The following is a 15,776-nucleotide window of genomic DNA, read 5'->3' as shown; positions in this document are numbered from 1 at the left end:
TTGGTTTTAATCGGCTAGGGTTGGGCTATTCTGCCTTGCGCTGTCTCAGGGCTTCGTACAGGATGATGCCGCTAGCCACCGATACGTTCAGGGATTGCACCTGACCGATCATCGGGATTTTCACGCGCACATCGGCGCGCTTGAGGTACTCAGGAGAAATACCGTCTTCCTCGCTGCCCATGAGCACGGCAATAGGACCGGTCAAATCCACGGCGGCATCGGTGAGGTTATCATCGGCTTTCTCGGTACAGGCCACTACCCTGATGCCCGACTGCTTCAGGAAGTGCAGAGTATCTTTGAGGTTCTGCTCGCGGCACACCGGAATCAGGTTCAGGGCACCGGCCGAGGTTTTCAGGGCATCGGCGTTGATCTGGGCGGCTCCGCGGCTAGGGATCACAATGGCATCTACGCCCATACACTCGGCGTTACGGGCAATGGCCCCGAAGTTCCGCACATCGGTGATGCGGTCCAGCACCAACAGCAACGGATCTTTGCCTTTTTCAAAAAGAGAGGCCACAATCTCATCCAGCGGAGAATAGGAAATGGCAGAAAGATACGCCACTGCACCCTGGTGGTTTTTGCGGGTCAGTTGGTCCAGCTTCTCGTTGGGCACCAGGGAGATGGGAATCTGTGCCTCACGGGCCAGCTCGGTGATCTCCTGGCTGATGCTGTGCTTCGTGCCTTTGAGCAGATAAATCTTCTCCATGGTCTTGCCGGCGTGCAAGGCTTCCAGTATCGGCCGCAGGCCGAACACCATCTCCATTTTATCTACCTTGGGTTGGGTATAGTGTCTTGGCTTGCCGCCACCTTCTCTATCTCTGTAATTTCTGTTCTCCATGGATGTTATGCGTTGATCTGCAGCCAGGCTGCACTTCTGATTTGCCTGCAAAGGTAGCCGTATTTCCGCAGAAATGTAGCAGAAGCTTCTGCCCTGGTAAGGCGGTCATCAACTTCTACGCTCTCCTTTCTAAAGTACGTAAGAACAAGGCTCCTGTTTTTAACCCGATTTCCTGAAAAGAGGCCACAAACGGAAGCCTCCAAAAAGCAGAAGGGCCGGATATTTCTACCCGGCCCTTCCATAATGATCTATTGAGGTTACTTGCCCATTTGGCCGTAGTACTGCATGAACTTCTGCTCAATCTCGGCAGATTTCTGGGTCAATCCTACCTGGCGCGACACTTGGATCAACTGCTGCATGATGAACAGGTTAATCCGGATCTCGGTCTCAAACATAGAGCTCTGCGTGAAGTAGTACCGCAGCGCGGCATCTGACCTTGCTGACATGGTATTCACGATCTCCTGGGCGCGTTTCTGCTCGCCTACCTCGTACAACGGCACCACAAACGGCGGAATGTAGTAGTCGTACGGAATAGATTTGTCTGGCAACTGCGTGAAGACGTAGTCCATGATCTTCTTGGCGGTGGCTTTGTCGCCTGCTTTCAGGTACTCCAGAGTCAATTGGTAATACTTATCGCGGGCGTTGGCCGGGAAACGCAGGTAGTTCTCATCGTAGAAAATATCGGTGCGGTCTAGGTTGCGCCAGGAGAACTTGTTCATCATGTTGTCATACATGATGTCCTTGGCGATGTAGCCCATCTGATCTTCGCTACGGCTCTGCACCGGCACAATTCTGTAGGCCAGGCCTTCCAGTTGCAGGTAGTTGTCCAAGCCCATGAAGTCAGAATTATCGGCAGTGGTAGAGAAGTACACGGGGCGTTTCCAGTTGTTGTTGGCCAACAGGTCAAGGATAGCCAAATGCTTTTTCTCCAGGCCGCCTTTGTCAATGGTAAAGCGCATCTGGCTCACGATGGAGTCTCTGTAGGCCGCCGGTACCGCGTTGGCCGTGATGACAGCGTTCTTGTCCACGTTCAGGAAGAAGTTCTTCGTTGGGAAAGACAGGTACGTCCGGCCGGCGCGGTCGCCTATCTGCAGCGCCTGGTGGTTCTGCTTCACCAACTGGATGTATTGTTTCAGGTCAATGCCATTGGCCACCTCGGGGCGCTCTACATACGGCAGGTAGTCGTTGATGCCCTGGCGGTAGTTCTCGTTTTCCAGGCTCATCGGGAACGGCTCAGACTTGTAGGCCTGGCGCTTCATCTGATCCAGGTACCAGTCGGTGTTCATGTAAGAGAGTACCGCTACGCGAACATCGGTCCGGAAACCTTCCACTTCCTGGGCGTACCAAAGCGGGAAGGTGTCGTTGTCACCGTTGGTGAACAAGATGGCATTCGGCGCCACGGAGCTCAACAGGTTTTTAGCCGAGTCAACGGAGTGGTAACGGTCTGAGCGGTCATGGTCGTCCCAACCCTGGGCCGCCATAATACCGGGGATAAGTAAACCCACTACGGTAGCCACCACCCCGGCCAGCACATCAGACTTCAAAGCACGGCGCAGGAAATCGGCGACCGCCAATACGCCCAGGCCAATCCAGATACAGTAGGCGTAGAAGGCACCGGCAAAGGTGTAATCGCGCTCGCGCGGCTCAATAGGCGGCTGATTCAGGTAGATGACAATGGCAATACCGGTGAAGAAGAACAAAAGCCCCACCACAAAGGCATCGCGCTGTTTTCTCCTGATTTGGAAAATCAAGCCCAAAACCCCCAGCGCCAGCGGCAGCATGTAGAAATTGTTGCGGGCTTTGCTCTCGGCAATGCGGGCCGGAAGCCCATCATTGCCCTCCCAAGGCCATAGCACGCCAGACTGTTGGATATCGCCCTCACGCCCCACGAAGTTCCACCCGAAATAACGCCAGAACATGTGGCCCATTTGGTAACGGAACAGGAAGCTCATGTTCTCGCCGAAGCTTGGTTTCTGGCCTTCCTGTATGTCTACCCATTTCTTGTACTGGGCAATGTGCCCGGGCTGGTTGCTGTACAGGCGCGGCAACAGGGTCTTGTCATTGGAATCATACACTGGCTCTACCTTGCGGCCCACCTCAATGTACTTGTCCTTGCCCTTGATGTATTGCGCAGCGCCTTCTTTCTGGTCTACCGGCTCAGCATTGAACTGCGGCCCGAATAAAAGCGGACGGTCGCCGTACTGCTCACGCTTGAGGTAAGACACAAAGCTCACGATGTTCTCTGGGTCGTTCTCGTCAATGGTGGGGTCGTAGCCAGACCGGATAGGAATGATGAGGTAAGAAGAGTACCCGATGAGCACGAAAATGAAACTCAGCAAGGCGGTGTGCAGCGTGCGGTTGCCGGTTTTGATGGCATAACGCACCGCCCACACAATAGCTGCGATGAACAACACCACAAAGAAGATCACCCCAGAGCCAAACGGCAGCCCGAAGCTGTTCACGAACATCACCTCGAAGGAACCGGCAATGGAAGGCAAGCCTGGAATAATCCCCACCAGCACGATACCCAGAATCAGAGCACTTACCACCAAGGTGATGATGGCGCCCTTGTTGGAGTACTTTTTAAGCCGGAAAAAGAAAATGAAGGCCAAAGCAGGAATGGCTACCAGGTTCAGCAAATGGACCCCGATAGACAGACCCACCATGTAGGCGATAAGAATCAGCCATTTGTCAGAAACGGCATCATGCGCGCGGCTTTCCCAACGGAGCATGGCCCATACCACAAAGGCAGTGAAGAAAGACGAAAAGGCATATACCTCGGCCTCTACCGCTGAAAACCAGAAAGAGTCAGAGAATGTGAAAGCCAGCGCACCTACGGCGGCGGCGCCCATAATGGCGATGGTCTGCCCCAGGGTTGGCTTTACCACGGTTTCAGCGTCTGCCGCTGAGTAAGACAGCCGGGAGGCCGCCGCAGCGGAAGGCACCAGCAGTTTGCGAGCCAGGATGCTGATGGTCCAGAAAAGGAACAATACCGTAAACGAGCTGGAAAGCGCGGAAAGCAGGTTCACCCACCAGGCCACTTGCGAAGGATCGCTCGCAAACAAAGAGAAAATACGGCCTAGCAAAAGGTAAAAAGGAGCTCCGGGAGGGTGTGGGACCAGAAGTTTGTAAGAGCAGGCAATGAATTCTCCGCTGTCCCAGAAACTGGCCGTTGGCTCCAGTGTAAGTACGTACGCGATGGTGGCCACCGCAAATACCAACCAACCTACCAGATTGTTGATCCGATTGTATTGCAACATGATGTGTTTAAGATTGAACCCTCGAAATTAGCAATTTTCTCCACGTCTAGGCGCTTGATAACCCCAATAAATAAAAAAAGAGCCAGCGCAGGCTGGCTCTTCTATAACTTGGGCAGCTTAAAATTATTGCTGCTGCAGAATGAGTCGTTTGGTTTCCACCATCTTTTCGTTAACCAGCAGGCTATAGAAATAGATACCGGCCGGCAAAGGCGAAAGGTCCACCATGATGGTCTCAGAGTTGGCGGGCTTGGTCACCGGAATCTCTTTGTACACCTTTCCAATGGCATTGGAGATCCTGATCTTGTAGTTGTCATCGCCCAGCGAGCTCAACGAGATCCGGGTCATGCCCCTGGACGGGTTAGGGTACGCGCTGAGGGACGGAATAAGCTTGGGCTCCTTCACCCCCTGGTTCCCCGAAAGGATCTTGCTTGTGCTGGCGTACAAGGCCGTGGTAAGCTGGCGCAATCCGGGTTTAGCCGTCTTGGCACCTGTATTTTTGGTCAGGTACAACAATGGAGAATACTTTTTCACGTTGGGGTTGTAGGAAGAAAGAGCAGAGGATGCCGATATCCCAAAATCCGTGATCGCTAAATTGGCGTTGGTTCGCCAGTTCAGGAAAACGGTATCAGAACCAGACGTGCTGACGGTACGGGAACCCAGGGGCAGACCACCCCTCATCTCACCCAGAGAAGATGCTTTACTACCTAAAACTATGCCCAGGGTTAAAATGCCCAGGAAAACGCGTGTAAAAATTTTCATACCATATATGCCAAGAAGTTGGTGATCAAATGCGGAATCGTTCAAATATAGCAACGGAACTTTAAACTACAAACTAAACTATAGAATATTTCCTATCTTTATCTATAAAAAAATCAATAAGCCCTTTGTTCTGTACAAGCTTCTTTCAGCCTGTATTTCAAAAACTGGGCCAAAAACCATCATTCCGGAATCACAAACTTGATCTCTTGGAACTGGAAGAACTGCAATTTCTGTTCCATGAGTACCGCCAACCGTCCGGCCGCATCAACCCCGGTTATCTGCCCGGGTGTTACCTGCCCTTCTACCTCAAAAGAGTGCCATTCCTGGTACCGGTACAGGTGCTGCAGGTACTCCCTTTTCTGAGCCTCGGCAGCGCCGCTTCGCAAAGCCAGGTACCGTCGCTCCAGATTTTCCAGTAACTTGCTGATGACCTTGGGCAACGGAAGTTGTTCACCGATGAGCAAAGCCAGAGAGGTAGCCCGTGCGTGGACGAAGGAAACCTGGTTTACGTTGATGCCAATGCCAATGACGCTGTGTTGCAGAAAACGGCCGCTCACCGCGTTCTCGATCAGAATGCCACCGGATTTCTGGTCTTTGTAGTACAGATCATTTGGCCATTTAAGGGTGACTCCTTGGGGGACGTACTCCCGCAGAAGGTCAAGGGCCGCTAGGGACACGGCAATGTTGAGCGAAAACTGATGCTGAGCCTCTAAAAAGGTTGGCTTTAATATGACAGATAACGTAAGGTTTTTGTCAGGCTCCACGTCCCAGGTATTGCCACGTTGGCCGCGCCCACTGGTTTGGGCACCCGCCACTATGACACAACCATCCGTGGCGCCATTTTTGTTAAGAAGCAGATGTGCCTCTGTGTTAGTGGAGGCGCATTCTGGCATAAAGACTAATTGCTGGCCTATAAAAAGGGTATTTGGCGAAAATTTATGCAAAGACTTTAGTATTTTTGAAGATCAAATTTATATTTCCCAAATGAAACACAACACGATTCAGGACAATTCCGACATATTGGCAGAACTGGTGGTAAAAGGCATGCAAGAAAGAAAAGCAGCTGATATTGTCGTTCTCAACCTGAAACACTTAAAGAATGCCGTCTCAGACTACTTTATCATAAGCTCCGCTAGCTCAGACACGCAACTGGATGCCATTGCTACGTCTATTGAAGAAGAAGTTTTCAAGCTTACCAAAGAAAATCCCTGGCAGAGTGAAGGCCGCACCAACCGTGAGTGGGTGGTACTGGACTACGTAGACGTAGTGGCCCACATCTTTCTCAAGGACAAACGTAATTTCTACGCCCTGGAAGAACTTTGGGGTGATGCTGAGATTACGCACGTAGCGCCTACGGAAGGCACTACATCGGCTGTGCGGTAAACAAAGCGCCGGCCCTGAGGTTTACTTTTTATTGAGAGAGAACAACCCATGACAGACAAACCAGAAAAAAAGAGAAAAAGAAAAATAATACCCAACACCCCGCCCCGCCCTACCATGCAGATCTGGGTGCTGGCGGCTTTGGTGATCTTTATTTTCGGCCTTACTTACTATAACAACCTCAACGCCACCATTGAAATCCGGCAGCCTCGCTTTGAGGAGATGCTGTTGGCCCAGGATGTGAAGAAGGTAGCGGTTGTGAACAACAACGTAGCAGAGGTGACCTTGAAAGAGGAAGCCCTGAAGAACGACAAGTACCGGTCAGAATTGGAGAGCCGCGGCGGTGGGTTCAGCATGAACACCCAGGGCGCGCACTACCACTTCCCTATCATCACCGCCGAGAGCTTCAAACAGGACCTGGACCAATTGCAGGCTCAGATCCCGCGTGAGCAGCGCGTGCCGTTGGAGATTGAGAAGCGCACCGGACTTCTGGAGCTCTTAATGGGCTGGCCGTTCTTCATCCTGCTGATGGTAGGTTTCTGGTTCCTGATGCGCCGCATGGCGGGCGGAGGAGCCGGTGGACAAATCTTCAACATCGGGAAATCGCGCGCCGCGTTGTTTGACGCCGAGAACCGCGTGAAAATCACCTTCAAAGACGTAGCCGGGCTGGAAGAAGCCAAAGAAGAGATACAGGAGATTGTGGAATTCCTGAAGAACCCCACCAAATTCACCATTCTGGGAGGTAAAATCCCGAAAGGTGCGTTGCTGGTAGGCCCTCCGGGTACCGGTAAAACCTTGTTGGCGAAAGCTGTTGCCGGTGAGGCCGAGGTTCCGTTCTTCTCTCTGTCTGGTTCAGACTTCGTGGAGATGTTCGTAGGGGTGGGTGCTGCCCGTGTGCGTGACCTGTTCAAGCAAGCGAAAGCCAAAGCCCCGTGTATCATCTTCATTGACGAGATTGACGCCATTGGTCGTTCCCGTAGCCGTGGGCAGATGCCAGGCGGTAACGATGAGCGCGAGAACACCCTGAACTCCCTGTTGGTAGAGATGGACGGTTTCGCAACGGATTCCGGGGTAATTATCCTGGCCGCCACTAACCGCCCTGACATCTTGGATTCGGCCTTGCTGCGTCCGGGACGTTTTGACCGCCAGATCAGCATTGACAAACCAGACATCAACGGCCGTACCCACATCTTTGGCGTGCACTTGGGTCCCTTGACCTTAGCCAGTGACGTAGATGCGAAGAAATTAGCTGCCCAGACGCCTGGTTTCGCCGGGGCCGAGATCGCTAACGTGTGTAACGAGGCTGCTTTGATTGCCGCCCGCCGCAACAAAAAGGCGATTGAGATGCAGGATTTCAACGATGCCATTGACCGCGTGATTGGTGGTTTAGAGAAGAAAAACAAGATCATCTCTCCGCAGGAAAAGAAAATCGTTGCCTACCACGAAGCCGGTCACGCTATTGCCGGTTGGTTCCTGGAGCACTGCGATCCGTTGGTGAAAGTGAGTATCGTTCCACGTGGTGTGGCCGCTTTAGGGTACGCGCAGTACTTACCGAAAGAGCAGTTCTTGTACAACACCGAGCAGTTGGTAGATGAGATGTGCATGGCCTTAGGCGGCCGCGCGGCGGAGCAGATCGTGTTCGGCAAAATCTCTACCGGTGCCTTGAGCGACCTGGAGCGCATCACCAAAATGGCCTATAGCATTGTGACCATGTACGGGATGAATGACCGCATCGGGAACCTGTCGTTCTATGACTCTAAGCAGCCAGACAACACGTTTACTAAGCCTTATTCAGAAACCACCGCAGAAACGATTGACTCTGAGGTACGCCTGTTGGTAGGTGACGCGTACAACCGCACGCTGCAACTGTTGTCTGACAGACGGAACGAGCTGGAAATGGTAGCGCAGGAACTGCTGGAGAAGGAAATCCTTTTCCAACATGACCTGGAGCGTTTGGTAGGTCCAAGACCTTTTGAGGGATTGACCAACTACCAAGCCCACACCGCTGGTACAGACCGTAGCAAAACGCAGAGCGAAGTAGCCGGTGAAAACCATATCATCACCCCAACCGGTGCCCAGCAAAACCAGGAAGACACGCCTACGGCCGCTGAGCCCACCGGCGCACCGTCATCCAGCGGAGAAGGCACTACGTTCAATTCGTAGCCTTTTTCTGAAAAACAGGTCCTAAACGGAAATACAACATGTACGAAGCCAAATCTAAAGAGATTGTGCTCCGCAAGGTAAGAGAGGCGCTGGCTAAGTCAGCGCCTTTTCTGCCTCCTACCCCAGACTTCTCCACCTCGGTCTACGGCCCCCTGCTGGAAGACCTTTCGGTGCTTTTCGCGGAGACGTTCATCCGCAACAGCGGCACGTTTGTGTACTGCGAGAACGAGGAGGATTTCTTTGACCAGCTGTTTGAGTTCAAGAAAGAGCGCGGCATTGACAACCTATACGTGTGGGAACCGGCCCTGAAGAAAATCCTGCACGCCAGCGGCATCAACTTCAACGGCACCGAAGACGATTTCATCAGCAACGCGCAGGCGTCACTTACCACCTGTGAGGCCTTGGTGGCCCGTACCGGCAGCATCCTGGTTTCCTCCGCCAACGCCAGCGGCCGGAGGTTGTCTGTCTACCCGGCCATGCACCTGGTGGTGGCCAAACTGTCACAACTGGTGCCCGATATCAAGCAAGCCCTGCAGTTTGTGCAGGGGAAATACGGCAACCGCCTGCCGTCCATGCTTTCCCTGGTGAGCGGCCCCAGCCGTACCGCCGACATTGAGAAAACCTTAGTCATGGGTGCCCACGGCCCCAAAGAACTTATCCTGTTCCTCGTTGATGATCACACCGATTGACCACCTGCCGCCCGGTAAAAAAGTCTACTTCGCTTCAGATTTCCACTTAGGGGTTCCGTCTCCGGAGCAGAGTTTGGCGCGCGAGAAAAAGATTGTGCGGTGGCTGGATCAAGTGAAGGCAGATGCGCACGCCATTTTCCTTTTAGGCGATATTTTCGATTTTTGGTTTGAATACCGGCACGCCATCCCGCGGGGGTTTATCCGGTTGCAGGGCAAACTTGCCGAGATCGCGGACAGCGGCATTCCCATCTACCTTTTCACGGGAAACCATGACATGTGGATGTTTGACTACTTCCCCAAGGAACTCAACATCCCCGTGCTCCGGAAGCCTATCTCCACCAAAATAGGGAACCACACCTTCTACATCGGGCACGGCGATGGCCTGGGGCCAAAGGATTACACGTACAAGGTCCTGAAACGGATTTTCGCGAACAAGATGAGCCAGTGGTTCTTTGCGCGCATCCATCCCAACATGGGCATCGGGCTGGCCACTTTCTGGTCGCGCCGCAGCCGCATCCAGAACACCAAGGTAGACGAGGTATTCAAAGGCGATGACGAATGGCTGGTGCATTACTGCCAGCGCGTGGAAGGAAGGCAGCACCATGACTTCTACGTTTTCGGGCACCGCCATTTGCCGCTGGATTTACCCATTGGGGAACGCAGCCGCTACCTGAACCTAGGAGAATGGGTCAATTTTTGCTCCTATGCCGTATATGATGGACAGGAACTCACCCTTACGTATTTTGAAAAACAGCCTGCCTAAGTTCTACCTGGGTCTTCTGGCCTGGTTTCTTTTGGCGCCGATCTGCACGCAGGCGCAAACCCCTGCCTGGACGCTGGCTTTTCAGTTACCGGCCAAGGGCAATGCCCTGCTTTCCATTGACCGTTTTGACCGCGTGTATTTATCAGACATCCGGCAGAACATCATCCAACTGGATACGATGGGCAAGGTCATCAACACCTTCTCGCCACCCACGCAGGGAAGGGTGGCCATGGTGGAAGCCTGGAGCCCCGCCAAAATCTCGGTGTTTTACGATGACCGGCAGCGCGTGCAACTGCTGGACCGTTTCCTGACCCCACTGGGTTTGGCAGATCTGCGAGAATACACCGATGGCACCATCAGGGCCGCCACGCTGGCCGCCGATGACCGGCTCTGGCTTTTTGACGAGACCACCTTCCGGCTGCTGAAGATAGATACCCGCACCAACCGGGCCGTCTACGAAAACCCCTTGGAACTGCTCTTGGACCGCCGACAACACGATATCACGTTTATGCGCGAGTATCAGGGCAAATTGTACATGGTAGACCGCTCCTCAGGCATCTACGTGTTTGACAACATGGGCAACTACCAAAAAAAGTTGCCACTGCCTAACCTTACTTACCTGGGCTTTGTGGGAGATGAGCTGTATTACCTTTCTGACAACCAGCTTCATTTCCAGCACCTCTACACCTTCCAGACCCGTACGGTTTCCTTGCCGGAACAGGCGATTCCCTATCGGCAGGTGTTGGTGGGAGACAAATTCGTTTACCTGCTTACCAACGAAAACCTCTTCACTTACCGGCGGAGACAAGGGTTGTTTTAAGGCCGCTTTCTAGAAAACAGGTGTAAAACCGATGCAGGAAAAGAGCTTACCTATGTTTATGCATCGCAAGCTCCACCGTATTACAGAAAACCCCGCTTCTATTCTTTGGCTAGAAATCTTAAGCCCAACAAGCCGGCAATGATCAACCCAATGCAAAGCAGGCACAAAGCATCGTTCGGATCGTTGAAAAGAATGATCCCCAAGATAGTGGTACCCACCGCCCCTATTCCGGTCCAGGAGGCGTAGGCGGTACCTACGGGCAAGGTGCGCATGGCCTGGGCCAGCAAGACAAAACTCAGGATCATGATGACCACCGTAATGATGGTGGGCATCAGTTTGGAAAATCCTTCGGTATACTTTAAACCAAAGGCCCAGCCAATCTCGCAAAGGCCGGTCAGCACCCGATACCACCAAGCAGAATTCATAGGATTTCCTCTTTAGATTTTTAAAGTTTTCACATCCTTAATCTGTAGATACCACAGCTTCAGGAGATTAATTTCCGGTTTGGTCAGGATTATCTTGACGGCTTGCGGTGAAAACATCTACTTGCAAACTTAGCGGAGATAATTTCCCATTGGGATTTCTTACGCAACCGAATGAAAAAGGCCGACGGAAGCTTTTGCCTCTATTGCCGGAACAGATCAGATAATGTATTTAAACTGAATGCCTTCCCTGATCAAACGTTTCAACCAGACAGAGAAATGACAGGCATTCATTCAGGGAGCTCAAGCTGCTAAACAAAGGATATTTTAAGGCTGTTTTTCAAAAAGTAAGCTCAGAACAGAACGTCAAACATCAACCAATACCAGTATGAGGAGAGCGCACGAAACGGATTCTTTCACTGCGGCAGAGCGCTTTCTTTCTTTTTGAACTATGCTTCTCTCCACAGAGTTTTTGGACAGGCTGTTTGTGCAGTCGCCCTTTATGAAAAAGAAGTTTCAATTCAAGAACAAGCACCTGTTGCGCTACTTGGGCAACACGGGCATCGCTTTTCTTATATTCTGGACGTTTTTCTTTATCCACCGCGCAGGGGTGCGGGATTTTGAAGCGCTTGATGTTTTCCGTTTACTGTATAATGCCCTCATGGTCAACGTGGTGCTGGAAGGTACCCGCCGCATTGCCAAACGCCTGAGCCGGAAATATGACTGGCGCGAGTACGGGCTGCGCCGTTTCATCTATGAGTGGGTGGCTGTTCAGATTTACATCCTGCTAGTGATGGTGCTGTTTGAGATCATGCCAAGGTTGGTGTTAGGGCAAATGGAGTATGATTTCCAGAACCCCACCGCCATGCGTGACATCAAAGAGGTGTTTGTGTTTGGCAGCATCATTCTGCTTTTTGTGCACTTCATCCGGTCTGGCATTTACTTCTACAACCAGTGGCACCGCTACCTTATGCAGTCTGAGAAGCTGAAGAAGGAAACCATCAAAGTACAGTTTGAGTCTTTGAAGCAGCAGGTGAACCCGCACTTTCTGTTCAACAGCCTCAATGCCCTTTCCTCGCTCATTTACAAAGACCAGGACCTGGCCGCCAAGTTTGTGGAACAGCTCTCTAAAGTGTACCGCTACGTGCTGGAGAACAAAGACAAAGAGCTGGTGACCCTCAACACCGAGCTGGACTTTATCTATTCATACCTCTTTTTGCTCAAGATCAGGTTCCGGGAGAACCTGCGGGTGAACATGGATGTGCCAGACCATCTCCTGAACCACCAGGTAGCACCGCTCACCATGCAGTTGCTCATGGAGAACGCCATCAAGCACAACATTGTGAGCCGCGATGAGCCGCTGTTCATTGACGTGTTCATTGAAGGCGATTACATCATCATCAAGAACAACCTGCAGTTACGAGAGAGCAGCGAAGAGTCTACCGGCGTGGGCCTGAAAAACATCATAAATCGGTATAAATTCATCACCGATAAAAAAGTGGATGTAGAGGTAACAGCCCACGATTTCATTGCTAAATTACCGCTTCTAAACAAAGCCGCCTAATGAACATTCTCCTGATTGAAGACGAGTACCTGGCTTCAGAGAAACTGGAAGCCCAATTGCTGCGCTACGATCCCACCATCCAGGTGGTAGCCACCATTGACTCCATCCGCAACGCGGTGAAGTGGTTTGAATCCAATCCAGCCCCGGACCTGGCTTTCCTGGACATCCACTTGTCTGACGGTAACAGCTTCGAGATTTTCCAGAAGGTGGAGGTAAAATGCCCCATCATCTTTACCACCGCCTACGATGAGTACGCGGTGAAAGCCTTCAAGGTGAACAGCATTGACTACCTGCTCAAGCCCATCAGCAACGAAGACCTGGGCGCGGCCATGGACAAATTCAAGGCCCTGCGGCAAAGCCAGCCTGCGCCAGCCCCGGCCCTGGACATGCAGCAGATCATGGCGCTCCTGAACCGAAACTCCAATCCTGTCGCGGATACGCCTAACTACAAAACCCGGTTCCTGGTGAAAACCGGCCAGAAAATACGCTCGGTCTCTACTGATGAGATCGCCTATTTCTACGCCGAGGACAAGATCGTTTTCCTCATCACCAACGCCGGCCAGCGCTTCATCACCGATTACACCCTGGATACCTTGCAAGAACTTCTGGACCCTGAGCATTTCAGCCGGCTTAACCGCCAGTTCATTGCCCACATCCACTCCATTGACGAGATTCACCCCTACCTCAAAGGCCGCCTGAAAGTGTACGTGAAACCTGTGACTGACAAGGAAATCATTATCAGCAACGAGCGGGCCGCGGCTTTCAAAGAGTGGCTGGGAAAATAACCGTTTAGAACCTGTTTTCAGGAAAATAAGCCCAAAAGAGCATCACCTTTCATCCGTTGGTTAAGTCCTATCTTATAGACTTAGCCAACGGATTTTTTTATATAGTGAAAGTTCTACTTTATCGGAGCATCCTCAGCGGAGACTTCGGCCGTCAGGTCTTTCAGCATCCAGATGGTGCAGGCGAAATGGCCGGAGTTGCCTAGGGCGTGAGGCAACGGTTTGAAGCCGGCTTTGGTGTACATGCTCACCGCCTTGGACAGCTCAGGAAAAGACTCTAAATACAGTTGCTTGTAGCCAAGTTCCCGGGCCAGTTCCATGTTTCTTTCCAATAGTTGCAAGCCAATTCCCCTGCCGCGGGTTTCGGCAGAAAGGTAGAATTTCACCAACTCGGCACAGCCGTCCGGTAGGCCTTGGGTGGGGAAAACGCCGCAGCAGCCAACCATCTCTCCGTTCTCTTCGGCCACCAGACAACCGCTGCCGGGCGTAAGGAAAAGCTGGTACAGGGCATCGGTGGTGGGGTCTGTGTAGACGGTGCCCGGCTTGTCAATCTTGAACTCCCTGAATACCTTCCTGATGAGATCTGCCAGTGGCAGGTTGTCTTTTTCTTCAATGGCTCTGACGGTGATGCTCATGCTGCTGGGTTGCTCTGGTTCAGGTAATACAGGGATGACGTTTCTACTCTGCGGGCAAAAGTAAGGCAGGAAACCCAAACTGCAGAAATTGCCTTATGAAATACGTTTCCAGAACCGGATCATCGGCCTCCGTTTCAGGTGCCTTTTCCAAAAAGCAGCTCCTAAACAGCCAATGCATCAAGAAAAAGAACTATGCTTCTCCCGCTGAACTCAGGTTGACTTTTCCCTTCCTGCATTGCCCATTCCCTCTAAAAACACAATTAATCAATAATGGCTTTAGAAGGTAAGGTGCTGGTTTTTAACCCAAGACCACGCGTTTCTCTTATGCGGTTGGTGGCTCAAGGCCCTTTTCGTACAAACACCGTATAAATACGTATTTACTCCTGAACAAAGGACTTACTGAAACTTTCGGGACCTCAGGAAGTAAAAAATACCTGTGTCATGAAATCTTATCGGGGATTGGTACAAACCAACCCTGCGCGGCAACACGGCACAGCTTCAACTATGTCTCACTTTAACCCCAAGGAGAATTCTTATGCTAGCCATGAATTACCGCGGACCTTTACGGGTCCGGATAGATCAAAAACCAATGCCTGAGATACTGCACCCGCAGGATGCGATTGTTAGGGTTACCAGGTCATGTATTTGCGGATCTGATTTGCACTTATACAACGGTTCAGTGCCGGATACCCGCGTGGGCATGACCTTCGGGCATGAGTTCACGGGCATAGTAGAGGAAATAGGCTCTGAGGTGACCAAAGTGAAAGTGGGTGACCACGTGCTGGTGCCGTTTAACATTGCCTGTGGTCAGTGTGTTTTCTGTAAGCAGGAGATGTACGGCAACTGCCATGAATCCAATCCGCAGGCTACGGCCGTGGGCGGTATTTTCGGGTACTCGCATACTGCGGGTGGCTACAACGGCGGCCAGGCCGAGTATGTGCGCGTGCCTTACGCCAACGTGGGCCCCACCATCATCCCCGAGGGGATGGACCCAGATGATGCCGTTCTTTTGACCGACGTGGTACCAACCGGTTACCAGGCCGCCGAGATGGGCGGTATCCAGCCCGGCGATACCGTGGTGGTGTTTGGAGCAGGTCCGGTAGGGATTATGGCTGCCAAATGCTCCTGGTTATTTGGGGCCGGCCGCGTGATCATCATTGACGAGGTGGAATACCGCTTGGAGTTCGCCAAAAACTATGCGCAGTGCGAGGCCTACAACTTCAGAGAGTTCGGAGACCCGGCTGTGTTCATCAAAAAACAAACCGATTGGCTGGGCGCCGATGTCTGCATTGACGCCGTAGGTGCCGAAGCCGCCGGTAACGCCCTGCAAACCATCACCGGCCGGAAACTGCTCATTCAGGCGGGTTCCGCTACGGCGCTGCACTGGGCCATCAACTGCGTGAAGAAAGGCGGGGTGGTGTCCATTGTTGGGGTGTACGGCCCTACCGACAACCTGGTGCCGATTGGAAACGTGCTGAATAAAGGGCTTACCATCCGGGCAAACCAGGCCTCCGTGAAACGCCTGCTGCCCAGGTTGATTGAGCACGTGCAGAACGGAGTCCTGAACCCTAAAGGGCTTATCACGCACCGCATTCCGTTAGAGGAGGTTTCTGATGCGTACCGCATGTTCTCTGAGAAACTGGACAATTGCATTAAACCTGTTCTTATTCCACCATCAGCAAGAATTTAACCGAGATTGAC

The 15,776-nt window shown here is 52.2% G+C and carries 14 protein-coding genes; 8 read left to right on the top strand and 6 right to left on the bottom strand.

Translation table 11 applies throughout. The features are described from left to right. Positions 1 to 25 precede the first annotated feature (25 nt). The 4 genes from rlmB to FOA19_RS19285 form a co-directional block, all read right to left on the bottom strand. Positions 26 to 838, bottom strand: coding sequence for a 23S rRNA (guanosine(2251)-2'-O)-methyltransferase RlmB (gene rlmB / locus FOA19_RS19300; RefSeq protein ID WP_149092478.1), 813 nt, complete (start codon positions 836 to 838; stop codon positions 26 to 28). A 257-nt stretch (positions 839 to 1,095) separates the two neighbouring features. Next, positions 1,096 to 4,098: a glycosyltransferase family 117 protein gene (locus FOA19_RS19295; RefSeq protein ID WP_149092477.1), complete on the bottom strand. Its 3,003-nt coding sequence runs from the start codon at positions 4,096 to 4,098 to the stop codon at positions 1,096 to 1,098. Between the two features lie 123 nt (positions 4,099 to 4,221). Further along, complete coding sequence (locus FOA19_RS19290) at positions 4,222 to 4,857, bottom strand: T9SS type A sorting domain-containing protein (RefSeq protein WP_223808986.1); 636 nt, start codon at positions 4,855 to 4,857, stop codon at positions 4,222 to 4,224. Positions 4,858 to 5,036: 179 nt separating this feature from the next. Beyond that, positions 5,037 to 5,750 carry a biotin--[acetyl-CoA-carboxylase] ligase gene (locus FOA19_RS19285; protein WP_149092476.1) on the bottom strand — a complete coding sequence of 238 codons (714 nt, stop codon included), beginning with the start codon at positions 5,748 to 5,750 and terminating at the stop codon, positions 5,037 to 5,039. Positions 5,751 to 5,841: 91 nt separating this feature from the next. Here FOA19_RS19285 and rsfS point away from each other — a divergent pair, with 91 nt between their 5' ends. The 5 genes from rsfS to FOA19_RS19260 are packed head-to-tail and all read left to right on the top strand — an operon-like array spanning position 5,842 to position 10,672. Continuing rightward, entirely contained in the window at positions 5,842 to 6,240 is a 399-nt protein-coding gene (rsfS, locus tag FOA19_RS19280) for a ribosome silencing factor (protein ID WP_149092475.1), read from the top strand. 48 nt (positions 6,241 to 6,288) lie between these two features. Next, a complete protein-coding gene (gene ftsH, locus FOA19_RS19275; protein ID WP_149092474.1) occupies positions 6,289 to 8,400 on the top strand; it encodes an ATP-dependent zinc metalloprotease FtsH in 2,112 nt (703 codons plus the stop codon). A 38-nt stretch (positions 8,401 to 8,438) separates the two neighbouring features. Further along, positions 8,439 to 9,089: a LutC/YkgG family protein gene (locus FOA19_RS19270; RefSeq protein WP_149092473.1), complete on the top strand. Its 651-nt coding sequence runs from the start codon at positions 8,439 to 8,441 to the stop codon at positions 9,087 to 9,089. Beyond that, entirely contained in the window at positions 9,073 to 9,852 is a 780-nt protein-coding gene (locus FOA19_RS19265; protein ID WP_149092472.1) for a UDP-2,3-diacylglucosamine diphosphatase, read from the top strand. The genes FOA19_RS19270 and FOA19_RS19265 overlap by 17 nt, the downstream gene beginning before the upstream one ends. After that, the gene (locus FOA19_RS19260) at positions 9,833 to 10,672 is read left to right on the top strand and encodes a hypothetical protein (RefSeq protein ID WP_149092471.1); all 840 of its coding nucleotides are present in this window, start codon (positions 9,833 to 9,835) and stop codon (positions 10,670 to 10,672) included. The genes FOA19_RS19265 and FOA19_RS19260 overlap by 20 nt, the downstream gene beginning before the upstream one ends. Positions 10,673 to 10,770: 98 nt before the next feature. On the opposite strand, the gene FOA19_RS19255 is transcribed toward FOA19_RS19260, so the two are convergent. Continuing rightward, a complete protein-coding gene (locus FOA19_RS19255; RefSeq protein ID WP_149092470.1) occupies positions 10,771 to 11,097 on the bottom strand; it encodes a DMT family transporter in 327 nt (108 codons plus the stop codon). A gap of 448 nt (positions 11,098 to 11,545) precedes the next feature. Between FOA19_RS19255 and FOA19_RS19250 the strand changes: the two genes are divergently transcribed. Together FOA19_RS19250 and FOA19_RS19245 are read left to right on the top strand one after the other, a co-directional pair. Further along, complete coding sequence (locus tag FOA19_RS19250; protein WP_149092469.1) at positions 11,546 to 12,658, top strand: sensor histidine kinase; 1,113 nt, start codon at positions 11,546 to 11,548, stop codon at positions 12,656 to 12,658. Continuing rightward, the gene (locus FOA19_RS19245; protein ID WP_149092468.1) at positions 12,658 to 13,443 is read left to right on the top strand and encodes a LytR/AlgR family response regulator transcription factor; all 786 of its coding nucleotides are present in this window, start codon (positions 12,658 to 12,660) and stop codon (positions 13,441 to 13,443) included. The genes FOA19_RS19250 and FOA19_RS19245 overlap by 1 nt, the downstream gene beginning before the upstream one ends. 113 nt (positions 13,444 to 13,556) lie before the next feature. On the opposite strand, the gene FOA19_RS19240 is transcribed toward FOA19_RS19245, so the two are convergent. Beyond that, positions 13,557 to 14,075, bottom strand: coding sequence for a GNAT family N-acetyltransferase (locus FOA19_RS19240; RefSeq protein WP_149092467.1), 519 nt, complete (start codon positions 14,073 to 14,075; stop codon positions 13,557 to 13,559). Between the two features lie 535 nt (positions 14,076 to 14,610). Between FOA19_RS19240 and FOA19_RS19235 the strand changes: the two genes are divergently transcribed. Further along, the gene (locus FOA19_RS19235; protein WP_149092466.1) at positions 14,611 to 15,765 is read left to right on the top strand and encodes a zinc-dependent alcohol dehydrogenase; all 1,155 of its coding nucleotides are present in this window, start codon (positions 14,611 to 14,613) and stop codon (positions 15,763 to 15,765) included. Positions 15,766 to 15,776 lie beyond the last annotated feature (11 nt).

The sequence above is a fragment of the Rufibacter hautae genome, from assembly GCF_008271695.1.
Classification (GTDB): domain Bacteria; phylum Bacteroidota; class Bacteroidia; order Cytophagales; family Hymenobacteraceae; genus Nibribacter; species Nibribacter hautae.
This window is presented reverse-complemented; position numbering and strand designations above follow the sequence as displayed.

Coding starts and splice junctions, on each gene's coding strand:
- FOA19_RS19285 (WP_149092476.1), bottom strand. CDS start 5,750: ATGCCAGAATGCGCCTCCACTAACACAGAGGCACATCTGCTTCTTAAC.
- FOA19_RS19290 (WP_223808986.1), bottom strand. CDS start 4,857: ATGAAAATTTTTACACGCGTTTTCCTGGGCATTTTAACCCTGGGCATA.
- rsfS (WP_149092475.1), top strand. CDS start 5,842: ATGAAACACAACACGATTCAGGACAATTCCGACATATTGGCAGAACTG.
- FOA19_RS19265 (WP_149092472.1), top strand. CDS start 9,073: ATGATCACACCGATTGACCACCTGCCGCCCGGTAAAAAAGTCTACTTC.
- FOA19_RS19235 (WP_149092466.1), top strand. CDS start 14,611: ATGCTAGCCATGAATTACCGCGGACCTTTACGGGTCCGGATAGATCAA.
- rlmB (WP_149092478.1), bottom strand. CDS start 838: ATGGAGAACAGAAATTACAGAGATAGAGAAGGTGGCGGCAAGCCAAGA.
- FOA19_RS19250 (WP_149092469.1), top strand. CDS start 11,546: ATGCTTCTCTCCACAGAGTTTTTGGACAGGCTGTTTGTGCAGTCGCCC.
- FOA19_RS19270 (WP_149092473.1), top strand. CDS start 8,439: ATGTACGAAGCCAAATCTAAAGAGATTGTGCTCCGCAAGGTAAGAGAG.
- FOA19_RS19240 (WP_149092467.1), bottom strand. CDS start 14,075: ATGAGCATCACCGTCAGAGCCATTGAAGAAAAAGACAACCTGCCACTG.
- FOA19_RS19295 (WP_149092477.1), bottom strand. CDS start 4,098: ATGTTGCAATACAATCGGATCAACAATCTGGTAGGTTGGTTGGTATTT.
- ftsH (WP_149092474.1), top strand. CDS start 6,289: ATGACAGACAAACCAGAAAAAAAGAGAAAAAGAAAAATAATACCCAAC.
- FOA19_RS19255 (WP_149092470.1), bottom strand. CDS start 11,097: ATGAATTCTGCTTGGTGGTATCGGGTGCTGACCGGCCTTTGCGAGATT.
- FOA19_RS19245 (WP_149092468.1), top strand. CDS start 12,658: ATGAACATTCTCCTGATTGAAGACGAGTACCTGGCTTCAGAGAAACTG.